This window comes from Ralstonia sp. OTU4908 (assembly GCF_038440115.1).
In the GTDB taxonomy this organism is placed as follows: Bacteria; Pseudomonadota; Gammaproteobacteria; order Burkholderiales; family Burkholderiaceae; genus Ralstonia; species Ralstonia pickettii.
The window spans coordinates 75424-88546 of the sequence record NZ_JASATD010000001.1 but is presented as its reverse complement, the minus strand read 5'-3'; the positions used below and the strand labels follow the sequence as shown (position 1 = coordinate 88546).

Genomic DNA, 13123 nt, shown 5'->3' with positions numbered 1-13123 from the left:
GAGACGGTGCGACGCAACAAATGCCGGAACCGTCGGTTCGGCTTAGCGGCCCGAACGGCGATACAACTCGGCCATCATGCCGCAGCTTTCCACGTGCAGCGCGACGGCGCGGCTGGCTTCACGGCGCACGATCTGCCAGAAACGGGCGAAACGCGAGGCGGGGGCGGCTTTGAGAGCGACGGTGTTCATGGCGATTCCTTCTGAAGACTGATTTAGGGATAACCCTACTAGGGAATACCCGAATGTTAGTCCGAATATTGCGCCGCAGCAATTCGCATTCGCCAGTGTCGCCTCATCACCACATCGGGGTGGCTAACCCGCCACTCTGCTGACCGTGCCGGTGTTGCCATCCACGCGGATCGTCTCGCCGTCTTTCAACTGGGCCCGGATGCCGGGCACGTTCACCACCGCCGGAATCCCGAACTCGCGCGCCACGATGGCACCATGCGACAGGTAGCCGCCGGTCTCCATGACCACGGCGCCGGCCTTCAAGAAGAGCGGCGTCCACGCGGGGTCGGTACTGGGCGCGACCAGGATGTCGCCGGCTTGCAGCGCTGTACCGGCGGCAGCGTGGTCGACCAGCCGTGCCAGCCCCTGTGCCGAGCCTGCGCCGACGGCTGTGCCGCTCCAGGCGTCTGCGGCCAGGGCGATCGGCACAGTGGCCGCGACCGGCACCTCCCCATGTTCGGTGATGATGTCCGGCTCCTGCGCAGCAGCCCAATCGTTCAATTGCCGGCGGCGTTCACGCGCACGCTGGGCCGCAAAGCGCCGCGGCAGTGCGCCGGTGCCTGCGGCCACGCATTCGTCCAGTGTCAGGTTGAAGATGTCTTCCTGCGCATCGAGTCCATCCTTGCCGACCAACCTGTCCGCCAGCTTCAGCAGGCCGATGCGCAGCGCTTCCAGATATGCCACGAGCGCGCTGCGCGCGGCCTCCCGCTGATTGCTGTCACGCACGGCACCCTTGAGCATGCCCCGCACGATCGGCCGCACCCAGCACGGCAGACGTTCCCACGCTCGCTCAGACGCCGTCTGCTGCCTTTGCCGCCCCGCCCCGGCATCGGTGCCGATCAGTCCGACCACGAGGTCTAGCAAGTAGTCCGGTTGCTCGCGCCAGCGCGGGTGGCGGAAGTAGCTCTCTTCAATGGCGCGGTGGCCATAGCGCTCCACGAACGTACTGAAGTGCAGGCGGAACGGGCTGTGCGCCGGCAGTTGCTGCGTCCACTGCGTGCCGATGCGTCTGTCGCCGCGAAGCCAGGCGAGCGCTTCGGTATCGGTGGCGGCCGTTTGTGCCAGCGCCATGAGGTCATGGCTCTGCTGTGCGGTGACGCTGGGTTCTGTGCCGGCCATGAGCGCGGCGGCCAGCGCGTGGCCCTCGCCGGGGCACTGTTTTTCGATCACGTCGACCAGCCCCGAAACGGCGCCGCCCGCCGAGCCCTGCAGGAAGAACAGGCTGTCTGCGCGGCGCACAATGTTGAAGCGCTCGCGCAGGCAGGTGGCCAGCTCGGCGGTCGCTTCCGGCCACGCGTCTTCACGCCATTGCGCGGCTTGCTTGCGGGCCCGGTTCAGATCGCTCTGCGCATGGCGGCGCGCAGCGCCTGCTCTCAATAGATATCGCACGAGCCGTGCGCCTCGCGCCAGCCGCTGCGCCCACGTGGTGCGGGGCAGCGCAATCTCGGGCTGCGTGCCGCCCAGCATGCGGTTGATGGCATCGGGCGCAATGCCGAATGCGTCAAACGCCTCCCACTGCATCAACGAAACATCCAGGTACACGTGGCCGCCGAAGAGCCTGGCGCGCTCCAGGCCCGGCAGTAGCGAGTAGCCCGCAAGCGAGTACGCCAGCGTCAGCATCCGGTTGGCCGCGTGGCCATAGAGCGCCCAGTCGATGGACGACAGCGGCGAAGGGAACACCTCGCGCGTGTTGCCGCGCGTCCAGAACGTCGGTTGGGTTTGCAGGGCGGGGTAGGTGGAGCGGGCGGCCGTGGTGATCGGGCGCGCCTGCACGATCCGGAAGCGCTGTCCGTCCCAGACCCATTCGATGTCGTAGCGGGGCTGGGCAAAGTCGAGCGCACGGGCCGTGTCGCGTGCAACCGTGGCCAAGGCGATGAGCTGCGCGTCGTCCAGGACGGCACGGCGGGCGTCTTTTGTCGCGGTGTCGGCGAGTGCCGTGCCGCCTTCGGCCAGCGCGCGCGTCACGCGGCGCTTGGTGCCGATCTGGCGTTCGACCACGCGTAGCGTGTCGTCCTGCGGCGCGATTTCCAGCCGGTCGACGTCGCCGTCGGCGTGGCCGCCCACCAGCGCTTCGCCCAGGCCCCAGTGCGCGTTGATGACGATGTGGTCATCGCGGCCGGTCAGCGGGTCGCCCGTGAACGCGATGCCTGCGGCCACCGCCGGCAGCATCGGCATGATGACCACGGCCATCGCCAGGTCGGTGGTGTCGATGCCAAAGCGCTCGCGATATGCCAGCGCTTGCGGTGCGTGCGCGGAGTCCCACACGGCGCGCACCGCGTCCCCCAGCGCCTGCGCACCGACGACGTTCAGGCGTGTCTCATGAATGCCCGCGAACGAGCGTTGCGCGGAATCCTCCTGCGGCGCGGACGAACGCACTGCCAGCGGCGTGTTCTGCCAGCCGCGCGCCGTCAGCGCTTCGGTGATGGCAGCCAGCACGGCGTCGGGCACGCCATCTCCGCGACTGCGCTCGCGGCTGGCATCTGCGGCCAGCACGAAACCATCGGGCACCGGCACGCCGAGCATCGCCATGCGTCCAAGCTGCCAGCCCTTGCCGCCCGCCACTGCGGCGCCGGCCGCCGCGGCAGCCGGCCAATCGAGCACGAGCGTGTTCATCACGCCTCCTTGCGGGCCATGCCGTGCAGGAACAGGTCGATGACCGCGGAGAAGCCCGCGTGCAGGTCGGTGTCCGGACGCGCAAGCCAGCGCATCAGCGCGCCGAGGTACAAATACTCGAAGAGCCCAGCGAGGTGCTCCGCATCGAGCCGCGTGTCGAGTTCGCCCGAGCGCTGCGCGGTGTCGATGAGCATCATGAACACCGATTCAAGCCCGCTGCGCTTGTCTGCGTCACGGTTGCGGGCGGCCAGGTCGGCGCTGGCAAAGCGGTAGCGGAAATACGCGGCCAGATAGGGCCGGCGCACGTTGCACCAGTCGGCCGAGGCGGACAGCAGCACCGCCAAGCGCGAGGCGAAATCCGGCTGCGCCTCGATCTGCGCACGCAATTGCGCGCCGCCTGCCGCCAGCTCGGCGTGGAACTGGTGCGCCAGCAGGGCTTCCTTGACTGGAAAGTGGTTGTACAGCGTGCCCTTGGACACATCGGCCTGCGCGGCAATCTGCTCCATCGTCACGGCGTCGTAACCGTGCTGCTCGAACAGGGAAAAGGCCGTGGCCGCCAGGTGGTCCAGCGTCTGGATGCGCTTGCGTTCGCGGCGGCCGGCTTCGATGGGGGACGGACTGGACGACATGGTGGGCTCGCTATTATTAGACGAGGTGCAATTTTATACGTCGTTCAAAAATATGTGCAAGCGGGAACCCGTCTGTAGAATCAGCCCATTCCCACGGCAACCTCTCGACAGGACCGACCATGTCTGCACTGCGCACGCTGTATCCGCCCATCGAACCGTATGAAACCGGCATGCTCGACGTGGGCGATGGCCACACGATCTACTACGAGCGCGTCGGCACGCCCGGCGCCAAGCCGGCGGTGTTCCTGCACGGCGGGCCGGGCGGCGGGGTTTCGGCAGACCACCGCCGCGTGTTCGATCCGGCACGCTACGACGTGATGCTGTTCGACCAGCGCGGCTGCGGGCGGTCAACGCCGCACGCGGGCCTGGAGGCGAACACCACTTGGCACCTTGTGGCCGATATCGAACGACTGCGCGCCATCGCCGGTTCGGAACGTTGGCTCGTCTTTGGCGGCTCGTGGGGCTCGACGTTGGCGCTCGCTTACGCGCAGAAGTATCCGCAGCATGTGAGCGAACTGGTGCTGCGGGGTATCTACACCGTCACGCAGGCCGAGCTGCGCTGGTATTACCAGTACGGCGTGTCCGAGATGTTCCCCGAGAAATGGGCACGCTTTCAGGCACCGATTCCGGAGGCCGAGCGCGGCGACATGATTGCGGCCTATCGCAAAGTGCTGACCGGCAACGACACCGCCAGGCAGATCGAGGCCGCCCGCGCGTGGAGCGTGTGGGAAGGCGAGACCATCACGCTGCTGCCCGACCCCGCCAACAGCGCGAAGCACGCCGACGACCATTTCGCCCTGGCCTTCGCGCGGCTGGAAAACCACTACTTCACGCATCAGTGCTGGCTGGAAGAGGGCCAGCTGCTGCGCGAGGCGCACAGGCTGGCGGGCATTCCCGGCGTGATCGTGCATGGGCGCTACGACATGCCGTGCCCCGCGCGCTATGCGTATGCGCTGCATCAGGCGTGGCCGGATTCGGACTTCCACCTGATCGAAGGTGCCGGCCATGCGTGGTCCGAGCCGGGCATCCTCGATCAGCTGCTGGCCGCAACGGACCGCTTTGCCGGCAAGTAACCCATGACGGATTCCGCCGACCTGCGCTTCCTGCTCGCCATCCAGGACAACGGCAGCCTGGTGGCGACGGCGCGCGCGTTGGACCTGACGCCGTCGGCGGTGTCGCAGCGCCTGCAGCAACTGGAGAAGAAGCTTGGCACACGGCTGGTCGACCGCACCGCGCGCAGCCTGCGCTTTACGCAAGAGGGCGCGCTGCTGTGCGAGCGCGGAGCAGAGCTGATCCGTCAGCTCGATGCACTGTCGGAGGATTTGCACACGCGCCGGGGCGGCCTGGTGGGCACGCTCAAGGTGAATGCCCCGCTGGGGTTTGGGCGGCGCTACGTGGCGCCCGTCATTGCGGATTTCCAGCAGAAGCATCCCGATGTCGACATCGAACTGGCGCTGTCCGATGCGCCGCTTGTCGAAGCGGCGGACCGCTTTGATGTGGTGGTGCATATCGGCGCATTGCAGGTATCGAACCTGGTCGGCCATGCGATTGCGCCGAATGCGCGCTTTGTCTGCGCGTCGCCTGCGTTCGTGAAGCGCTTCGGATTGCCGGAAACGCCCGATGACCTTGCCGAGCTGCCTTGCATCGTTCTGCGCGAGAACAAGGAAGATGTGTCGCTCTGGCACTTCAGCAAGGGCCGCACAAGCCGCAGCGTGCGCGTGCCGAGCCAACTCATCTGCAATGACGGCGATGTCATTCGCCACTGGGCATGCGAAGGGCGCGGCGTGATCCTGCGCTCGGAATGGGATGTCGCCGACGACCTGCGCGCAGGCCGACTCGTGCGATTGCTGCCCGGCTGGAAGGCGCCGGACGCCAACGTGATCGCGCTCACGCACAACCGCGCGGGGTTGCCGCAACGCACGCGTCACTTCATGCAGGCGCTGCAAAGCCGTTTCAAGCCGCAGCCGCCCTGGCGCGCCTGATGTAGCGATACTGAATCTTAGATTCAAGCCAGCTTCACCGAAAGCCGGTGCGGGGTACCTACAATCGGCTGCATCGATCCCTACCGATTTGCAGGTGACCAGCGTGAACGTTTCCACCGCCTCCACCGTTTCTCCCGACAACGGCTATCCCAAGGCCATCCTGTTCGATCTGCTGACCGCGTTGCTCGATTCGTGGTCGCTCTGGAACCGCGCTGCCGGCTCCGAACAGGCAGGCCGCACGTGGCGCGCCGAGTATCTGCGGCTCACGTACGGCTGCGGCACGTACGTTCCTTATGAAGCGATGGTGCGGCAGGCCGCGCAGAACGTCGGCTTGCCGGCTTCCGCGCCCGCAGCGCTGGAAGCGAACTGGTTGCAGCTCGCACCGTGGAGTGGCGCTGCGCAAGCGCTGGCCCAGCTCCAGCCGCACTGCAAGCTGGCCGTGGTCACCAACTGCTCGGAACGGCTGGGCCGGCAAGCCGCCGCGCTGTTGCCGATCACGTGGGATGTCGTCATCACGGCCGAGCAGGCCGGTGTGTACAAGCCTGACCCGAAGCCGTATCGCATGGCGCTCGAACAGCTTGGCGTGGAGGCGGCCGACGCGGCATTTGTTGCGGGTTCCAGCTACGACATGTTCGGCACGGCGGTGGTCGGCCTGCGCACGTACTGGCACAACCGCGTCGGCCTGACGCCCGTGGAGGGCGCCCAGTTGCCGGAGATCACCTCGCCCACACTGGACGACCTGCTGCCTTGGGCCCGCCGTTTTGCAGCATGAGGATGCAACCATGACCACCGACACCCACGTGATTGACACCATCGACACGCCCGCAGCGTTGATTGACCTGCCGCGCATGCAGCACAACATCGCCCGCATGCAGCACCGCATGAACGCGCTGGGCGTGAAATTCCGCCCGCATGTGAAGACCACCAAGTGCCTCGACGTCGTGCGCGCGCAGGTGGCGGCGGGCGCGCAGGGCATCACCGTATCGACGTTGAAGGAGGCCGAGGCCTTCTTTGCCGCCGGTATCAAGGACATCCTGTACGCCGTGGGCATTGTCGCCACCAAGCTGCCGCGTGCGATGGCGCTGCGCAAGCGTGGCTGCGATCTCAAGCTCGTGGTCGACAACGCCGAGGCCGCGCATGCGGTCGTCGACTACGCCCGTGCACACGGCGAGCGCTGCGAAGTGTGGATCGAAGTCGACACCGATGGGCACCGCTCCGGCATCACGCCCGAGCAGGACGCGCTCCTGGAAGTCGGCCGCATCCTGAAAAACGGGGGCATCGACGTGGGCGGCGTGATGACGCACGCCGGCTCCAGCTACGATCTGAACGACCGCGCCGCGCTGGCCGCACTGGCCGAGCAGGAGCGCGCCGGTTGCGTGCGCGCGGCGCAGCGCTTGCGGGATGTTGGCGTGCCGTGTGCGGCGGTGAGCGTGGGCTCGACGCCCACCGCGTTGGCCACCGAACACCTCGCAGGTGTGACGGAGGTGCGTGCCGGCGTCTACGTATTCTTCGATCTCGTCATGCACAACGTGGGCGTGTGCGCGATGGACGAGATCGCACTGAGCGTGCTGACCACCGTGATCGGCCATCAGCCCGACAAAGGCTGGGTGATTGTCGATGCGGGATGGATGGCGATGAGCCGAGACCGCGGTACCGCCAAGCAGTCGCATGACTTTGGCTATGGGCAGCCGTGCACGCTCGACGGTACGCCGCTCGAAGGGCTCACGCTGATCGGCGCGAACCAGGAGCACGGCATTCTGGCGGCCAGCGACGGCTCGGCGCGTGAAGACCTCTTGGCACGCTTTCCTGTCGGCGCGAAGTTGCGTGTGCTGCCGAACCATGCGTGCGCCACGGGGGCGCAGTTCCCGGAGTACCAGGCGGTGTCGTCGCGGGGTGTGGTGCAGACGTGGGCGCGGTTCCACGGCTGGTGAGTGGTCCGCACGGTGTGTCAATAACGCAAGCAGCGCCCATTACGGCGTCAGGTTGGCACGGCCAGGAAGGCTTGATGTATTCGGCGTTTGGTGACGACACCCCACGCAATCGTGGACGCGGGGGTCGTTGTCTCGCTGTCGGTGGCGGCGTTCTGAGCGGCGCTGCTGAATCGGAGCGGGGCCTGATCGCGCAAACCTGTCGATACATTGGCGGGAGCGGTGCCATGGCTTTGCTGGCGATTCGCTGATGCGGCGCGCAACCGCTTCGTCCCGCTGAATCCGTCCGCACAACAAAAAACCCGCGAGGCTCATCGCCACGCGGGTTTTTTGTCGCCCCTGAACTGCTTGGGACTGTGTCTGGTGCCCAGGAGAGGACTCGAACCTCCACGGAGTTACCCGCTAGTACCTGAAACTAGTGCGTCTACCAATTCCGCCACCTGGGCTAGGTGAGCGGCGCATTTTACCGACCGCCGAAAAATTTGCAAGCCCCTCTTTTCTGGTTGGCAGTTGCGCCCGCGTTACAGCCGTTACGCGTGTGGCGGTCTGCAGGACGGCGACCTCGCTGCTACGCTGCCGCGCAGTTCTCTGCATTCCCCCAACATGAGGTTGATCGATGATGAAACGCCGCCACGCCGCCATCGGCGCCCTGCTTGCCGCGCTTGCCACCTTTGCCCACGCCGAGCACCCGATCTGCACGATCGTGGCCGATGCCGCCACGGGCAAGGCCGTCTTGCACGAAGGCAAGTGCGACGAGCGCGTGACGCCCGCTTCCACCTTCAAGCTGGCGCTGGCCGTCATGGGCTTCGACCACGGCTTCCTCAAAGATGAGCACACCCCGGTTGAGCACTTCAGGCACGGTGACCCCGACTGGGGCGGCGAAGCCTGGCACCAGCCGATCGACCCGGCGCTGTGGCTCAAGTATTCGGTGGTCTGGTATTCGCAGCGCATTACGCATGCGATGGGCGCGCAGACCTTCCAGGCCTACGTGCGCAAGCTTGGCTACGGCAACATGGATGTGAGCGGCGATCCGGGCAAGAACAACGGCATGGACCGCTCGTGGATCACCTCGTCGCTGAAGATCTCGCCGGAAGAGCAAGTCGGCTTGATGCGCCGGATCGTCAACCGGCAGTTGCCGGTGTCTGCGCACACCTACGAGATGCTCGACCGTACCGTGCAGACCTGGCAGGTGCCCGGCGGCTGGGCGGTGCAGGGCAAGACGGGCACTGCCGGTCCGGCGCCGGGCAACACGTCGCCCGATGGCACGTGGGATCAGGCACACGCTTACGGCTGGTTTGTCGGCTGGGCCAGGAAGGGTGACAAGACCTACGTATTCGCCAACCTGATCCAGGACGACAAGGTTGAGCCGACGTCTGGCGGTATCCGCTCGCGCGATGCGCTGTTTGCTCGCCTGTCGGAAGTGCTGGCCTTTGCTGGGCACTGATCGACGGCGTCATGTGTGACGGTGTTCGGCCTCGCTGCGCACCGTCGCCTCATCCACGCCCAGGCGCTGATGCAATTCCTGCCAACCCCTGGGCGTGACCAGCACCGCGCGTGAATCGCGTGCGCGCAGCTTCCATCCCACATCGCACAGCCGACGCAGGAACTGCACCCCGAGCGGCCCCGCCAGGTGATGCGTGCGCTCGGTCCAGTCCAGGCGTTGCCGCGCCAGCCCCCGACGCGTCGGGCGAATGGCGAGCACATCGAGCCCCACGTTGTCAAACCGGAGGATGCCGGCGGGCGTGATTTCGTACTGCTTGTCTGCATCGGCGATGCACAGCCAAAAAAATGCCCGGCGAGGGGATTGCCGGGCTAAGTGGGATGGGAATTCGTACGACAGGGCTACCTTACAAGTATTTCTTTTGTCAGATTGAAAACAAACTCAAAACAACACGCGATTTTGAATGTTTGCTCTAAAGAAACGGGTGCTTGAATCTGAGTCTTGTGCGGGTTTTTCCTCATGGCTGCGCCATTTGCGGCTGGGTGGCAAACGATTTCCCCTTGAAAAAATAATTTCAATGTCGATGGCGTAGCGGCTAAAAAATGAGTTGAAAACCAAAAAGAAAGGGGAATGTTCTTTTAAATGAATTGGGAGGATTGCGACAATCAATTCTTTTTTAATTGCCGATCCGGCGGATAGGTGGGTTGCCAAGCGTCCGCCAGCACGCATATCCCTGCACGAGCAGGCAATTGGATGCGCGGGGATGGCGGCCTGCGCGGCGACGGCACGCCGGCATGCGCCGCAAGCGGTGAGCCCACGGCAGCGCTGCACCGTGCAAAAACCCTGTGCACACCAGGGCCTATGCTGCGTCACAACAATCAACGGCGAGCCACTGCGGCTCCCCGTTGTGCTTGGTGCCATGCGGAACCGTAGTGGGCTGCGAGTCTTGCTCACGCATTCGGCGGCTGTCTGTCATGACAGGAATTCGTGAAAACCCTAGGAAACCCGCGCCCACCTTAGCGATTGGTTATTTCACGCGAAAAGTCTACGCTTACTACGTAGTACTACGTGTGGCTGCTGCGTACAGGTGCGGATGGTCTTCCAGAAGGCGCGCGATCACAGTGCGCCGGATAACAACATAGGCGGAAAGCAATCCGTCAGACATCCGTCTGGTCACGCATCGGGCGTGGCACCGCACCTGTTCAAAACAACATCCGAAGTCCCCGAACCAGGAGACAACCCATGAAGTTCTTGCTCGCACTGCCTTTCATCGGCCTGCTGTGGGTGCCGTTCTACAACCAGGAAACGCCCACGCTCTTCGGCTTTCCGTTCTTCTACTGGTACCAGTTCCTGTGGGTTCCGATCACCTCGCTGCTGATCTGGATCGTCTTCAAGAACGGCCAGAGCAAAGGAGAAGAATGATGGACGGACATATCAACTGGACTGCGCTGGCGGTCTTCATATTTTTCTTCGCGCTGGTCACGGTGCTGGGTTTCATCGCCTCGCGCTGGCAGCGCGGCAACTCCGACAAGGGCGCCCACATTGAAGAGTGGGGCCTGGGCGGCCGCAACTTCGGCACCTGGATCACGTGGTTCCTGGTGGGCGGCGATTTCTATACTGCCTACACCGTCATCGCCGTGCCGGCACTCGTGTATGCCGTGGGCGCGTATGGCTTCTTCGCGCTGCCGTACACGATCCTGGTGTACCCGATCGTCTTCCTGATCATGCCGAAGTTGTGGAAGGTGGCACATGCCAACGGCCACGTCACGGCGGCCGATGCCGTGTACGGCCGTTACGGCTCGCGCTCGCTTGAGTTTGCGGTGGCGCTCACGGGCGTGGTGGCGACGATGCCCTACATCGCCCTGCAGCTCATCGGCATGGAAGTCGTGATCAAGGCGCTGGGCTTGACGGGCGAGCTGCCGCTGGCGGCCGCCTTCATCATCCTGGCGTTGTACACGTACTCGGCTGGCCTGCGGGCGCCTGCGCTCATCGCCTTCGTCAAAGACATCATGATCTACATCGTGGTGCTGGTGGCGGTGGTGCTGGTGCCAGCCAAGCTGGGCGGCTACGGTGCGGTGTTCGCCAATGCACATGACGCGTTTGCCATCAAGGGCGGCGCCACGGGCCTGACGCTCAAGCCTGCGCAGTTCCTACCGTTCGCCACGCTGGCGATTGGCTCGGCGCTGGCGGCGTTCATGTATCCGCATACGCTCACGGGCATCTTTGCCGCGCGCAGTGCAGACACGATCCGCAAGAACGCCGTCTTCCTGCCGGCCTACACGGTGCTGCTGGGCCTGATTGCGCTGCTGGGCTTCATGGCTTATGCGGCAGGCATCAAGGTCACCAATAACAACGACGTCGTGCCCGCGCTGTTCAACGCGCTGTTCCCGAGCTGGTTCACGGGCTTTGCGTTCTCGGCCATCGCCATTGGTGCGCTGGTGCCGGCGGCCGTCATGTCGATTGGTGCAGCGAACCTGTTCACCCGCAACTTCTGGAAGCCCTACGTGGCGCCGGACCTCTCGCACGCCGGCGAGGAAAAGGTTGCCAAGGTGATCTCGCTGATCGTCAAGGCCGGCGCGCTGGTGTTCATCCTGTTCCTGCCGACCAAGTTCGCGCTGGACCTGCAGCTGCTGGGCGGCGTGTGGATCGTGCAGACCTTCCCGTCGGTGGTGTTCGGGCTGTTCAACATCTCGAACCGCTTCCGTGCACCGGCGCTGCTGGCCGGCTGGGCGGCAGGCATGATTGCCGGCAGCTGGCTGGCCTTCTCCGACGGCATCAAGCCCGTGCACACCTTTGTGATTGGCGGCGACAAGTACACCATCTACACGGGCCTGGCAGCACTGGCCTTCAACATCATCGTGGCGGTGGTGGTGCAATTGCTGATGGGCAAGCGTGGGGAGGAAGCCGCTGCGCTGCGCCAGGCGGGCTGATCGACGCTGCGATTCGCCCAAGGAAGAGAAACGGCCGGTACCTCAGGGTGCCGGCTTTTTTTTGCACGGCGACCGACAAGGTCAAGCAGCCACCGAAAAGGGAATCCGCACAGTGAAGGTCGTGCCGTGTTCCGACGATTGCACATCGATCGTCCCGCGATGCGCCTCCACAATGCAGCGGCAGATATACAGGCCAAGCCCGATGCCGGCGGCGCTCCCGCTCTGGTCGGGCCGTGTCGCGCGGGTGAGCGGATCGAACAGGGTGGGGAAAGCGGAGGGCGGTATGGGGTTGCCCTCGTTCGAAACGGCAATCGTCATCTGCCCGTCGCGCCCGGCGGCTTCGATGGCGACCCGCCCCGACCCGTAGCGCACCGCGTTGGCCAATAGATTGACCAGCAACTGGCCGATCTGGCTGCCGTCCCACTTGCCACGCAGTTCGCCCGCCAGGCGCAGGTCGATCGTCGCGTCCGGGTACGACGCGCACACTTCGTCGATGGCATCGGTGCACAGTCGCCCCATATCCTGCGTGCTGAAACTCGTGGGCAGGAAATCGCCCAGGCGCGTGCGTGTGAAGACAAGCAGGTCGTCGATCATCTGCTGCACGCGCATCGCACCGCGCTGGATGAATGCGACCGCCCGAACGCTGCGCGAAGACAGGCCATCGTCGTGCAGCAGCGTTTCTGTAGACGCCAGGATCGCGCCGAGGGGCGAACGCAAGTCATGGGCAAGCACGCCGGCAAACAGGTCGCGCATGCGTTCGGTTTGCTTGGCATGCTGGCGCACCGATTCTGCAAGCATCTGGTCGATGGCCTCGTTGAACCGGATCATCTCTTGCAGCGCCAGCGCGTGGGCCTGTGGATCCTGCTGCCACCGGCGCAGTACGCTGGCGCGCAACGCGCGGTATTCCGCCACCAGATCATTGATGTCGAACCCGTGCGAGAGGCGGTCGTCGGCATGCTCGTGGGCGGCTTCATTGAAGCCCGATTCCGAGGGCGCACGGTTGCCCCACGATTTGGCGTGCTGTTGTGCAGACGTCTGCCCCTCGCGCATATCGGCAGCAATCCGCCGGAGAAGGTCGCGCGCCGAGTTGCGCAGCTGTTGATCGGAGAGACGGGTGCGGCCGCCATCGAGCTTGCGCGCGTATTCCGTCCAGTCGTCGATGAGGCCCGGGAGGTTTGCCTCGATGAAGTCGGATAGGTTCATGGGTTTCCTTGGTGGTGGCGAAAGCCATGGTCGGGGAGCCGTCTCGTGCGCCGCGCCGCTGTCATCCCGATTGTTGCGGGAACGGCCAATGCTGCGCTTGTGGCTACAAGGTATGCAAACTGCGTTCCTCTGGCCAGACAGACCGGTTCGATGGAGTGGCGTTTCAGTC

Annotated in this window: 13 protein-coding genes and 1 tRNA gene; 7 read left to right on the top strand and 7 right to left on the bottom strand. The window is 64.9% G+C overall.

The annotated features are described in order from the left end of the window. Positions 1-42: 42 nt before the first annotated feature. The 3 genes from AAHM38_RS00390 to AAHM38_RS00380 all read right to left on the bottom strand — a co-directional run bounded on the left by AAHM38_RS00390 (position 43) and on the right by AAHM38_RS00380 (position 3470). Positions 43-189 (bottom strand): hypothetical protein, encoded by a 147-nt coding sequence (locus AAHM38_RS00390; protein ID WP_004632373.1) that lies wholly within the window; start codon positions 187-189, stop codon positions 43-45. Between the two features lie 123 nt (positions 190-312). Continuing rightward, complete coding sequence (locus tag AAHM38_RS00385) at positions 313-2841, bottom strand: PEP/pyruvate-binding domain-containing protein (RefSeq protein ID WP_116574936.1); 2529 nt, start codon at positions 2839-2841, stop codon at positions 313-315. Next, positions 2841-3470, bottom strand: a complete 630-nt coding sequence (locus AAHM38_RS00380) for a TetR/AcrR family transcriptional regulator (RefSeq protein WP_009240229.1) — start codon at positions 3468-3470, stop codon at positions 2841-2843. The genes AAHM38_RS00385 and AAHM38_RS00380 overlap by 1 nt, the downstream gene beginning before the upstream one ends. A 119-nt stretch (positions 3471-3589) precedes the next feature. On the opposite strand from AAHM38_RS00380, the gene pip reads away from it, so the two are divergent. From pip to AAHM38_RS00360, 4 genes are all read left to right on the top strand, one after another. Then, on the top strand, positions 3590-4543 hold the full coding sequence (gene pip, locus AAHM38_RS00375; protein ID WP_116574935.1) for a prolyl aminopeptidase: 954 nt from the start codon (positions 3590-3592) through the stop codon (positions 4541-4543). A gap of 3 nt (positions 4544-4546) precedes the next feature. Next, the gene (locus tag AAHM38_RS00370; RefSeq protein WP_116574934.1) at positions 4547-5452 is read left to right on the top strand and encodes a LysR family transcriptional regulator; all 906 of its coding nucleotides are present in this window, start codon (positions 4547-4549) and stop codon (positions 5450-5452) included. Between the two features lie 103 nt (positions 5453-5555). Beyond that, positions 5556-6224: an HAD-IA family hydrolase gene (locus AAHM38_RS00365; RefSeq protein WP_116575127.1), complete on the top strand. Its 669-nt coding sequence runs from the start codon at positions 5556-5558 to the stop codon at positions 6222-6224. Between the two features lie 10 nt (positions 6225-6234). Then, complete coding sequence (locus AAHM38_RS00360) at positions 6235-7383, top strand: DSD1 family PLP-dependent enzyme (RefSeq protein ID WP_116574933.1); 1149 nt, start codon at positions 6235-6237, stop codon at positions 7381-7383. Positions 7384-7741: 358 nt separating this feature from the next. Here AAHM38_RS00360 and AAHM38_RS00355 read toward each other — a convergent pair. Then, a tRNA-Leu gene (locus AAHM38_RS00355) sits at positions 7742-7826 on the bottom strand. Positions 7827-7996: 170 nt separating this feature from the next. On the opposite strand from AAHM38_RS00355, the gene blaOXA reads away from it, so the two are divergent. Continuing rightward, on the top strand, positions 7997-8824 hold the full coding sequence (blaOXA, locus tag AAHM38_RS00350; RefSeq protein WP_039375498.1) for an OXA-22 family class D beta-lactamase: 828 nt from the start codon (positions 7997-7999) through the stop codon (positions 8822-8824). Between the two features lie 9 nt (positions 8825-8833). Here blaOXA and AAHM38_RS00345 read toward each other — a convergent pair whose 3' ends face one another. Both AAHM38_RS00345 and AAHM38_RS00340 read right to left on the bottom strand, forming a co-directional pair. After that, the gene (locus AAHM38_RS00345) at positions 8834-9082 is read right to left on the bottom strand and encodes an ArsR family transcriptional regulator (protein WP_310735524.1); all 249 of its coding nucleotides are present in this window, start codon (positions 9080-9082) and stop codon (positions 8834-8836) included. A gap of 180 nt (positions 9083-9262) precedes the next feature. Beyond that, the gene (locus AAHM38_RS00340) at positions 9263-9775 is read right to left on the bottom strand and encodes a hypothetical protein (RefSeq protein WP_125472809.1); all 513 of its coding nucleotides are present in this window, start codon (positions 9773-9775) and stop codon (positions 9263-9265) included. A 288-nt stretch (positions 9776-10063) separates the two neighbouring features. Between AAHM38_RS00340 and AAHM38_RS00335 the strand changes: the two genes are divergently transcribed. Beyond that, positions 10064-10243: a DUF3311 domain-containing protein gene (locus AAHM38_RS00335; protein ID WP_009240236.1), complete on the top strand. Its 180-nt coding sequence runs from the start codon at positions 10064-10066 to the stop codon at positions 10241-10243. After that, positions 10243-11751, top strand: coding sequence for a monocarboxylate uptake permease MctP (gene mctP / locus AAHM38_RS00330; protein ID WP_116574931.1), 1509 nt, complete (start codon positions 10243-10245; stop codon positions 11749-11751). Before AAHM38_RS00335 ends, mctP begins: the two co-directional genes overlap by 1 nt. An 81-nt stretch (positions 11752-11832) precedes the next feature. Here the strand turns inward: mctP and AAHM38_RS00325 are convergent, their stop codons facing one another. Beyond that, complete coding sequence (locus tag AAHM38_RS00325) at positions 11833-12954, bottom strand: sensor histidine kinase (protein ID WP_116574930.1); 1122 nt, start codon at positions 12952-12954, stop codon at positions 11833-11835. Between the last annotated feature and the right edge of the window lie 169 nt (positions 12955-13123).

Bases quoted from the DNA above. Each gene is read 5' to 3' on its own strand.
- AAHM38_RS00360 (WP_116574933.1), top strand. From the start codon at position 6,235: ATGACCACCGACACCCACGTGATTGACACCATCGACACGCCCGCAGCG.
- AAHM38_RS00390 (WP_004632373.1), bottom strand. From the start codon at position 189: ATGAACACCGTCGCTCTCAAAGCCGCCCCCGCCTCGCGTTTCGCCCGT.
- AAHM38_RS00370 (WP_116574934.1), top strand. From the start codon at position 4,547: ATGACGGATTCCGCCGACCTGCGCTTCCTGCTCGCCATCCAGGACAAC.
- AAHM38_RS00385 (WP_116574936.1), bottom strand. From the start codon at position 2,841: ATGAACACGCTCGTGCTCGATTGGCCGGCTGCCGCGGCGGCCGGCGCC.
- AAHM38_RS00335 (WP_009240236.1), top strand. From the start codon at position 10,064: ATGAAGTTCTTGCTCGCACTGCCTTTCATCGGCCTGCTGTGGGTGCCG.
- mctP (WP_116574931.1), top strand. From the start codon at position 10,243: ATGGACGGACATATCAACTGGACTGCGCTGGCGGTCTTCATATTTTTC.
- blaOXA (WP_039375498.1), top strand. From the start codon at position 7,997: ATGATGAAACGCCGCCACGCCGCCATCGGCGCCCTGCTTGCCGCGCTT.
- pip (WP_116574935.1), top strand. From the start codon at position 3,590: ATGTCTGCACTGCGCACGCTGTATCCGCCCATCGAACCGTATGAAACC.
- AAHM38_RS00380 (WP_009240229.1), bottom strand. From the start codon at position 3,470: ATGTCGTCCAGTCCGTCCCCCATCGAAGCCGGCCGCCGCGAACGCAAG.
- AAHM38_RS00325 (WP_116574930.1), bottom strand. From the start codon at position 12,954: ATGAACCTATCCGACTTCATCGAGGCAAACCTCCCGGGCCTCATCGAC.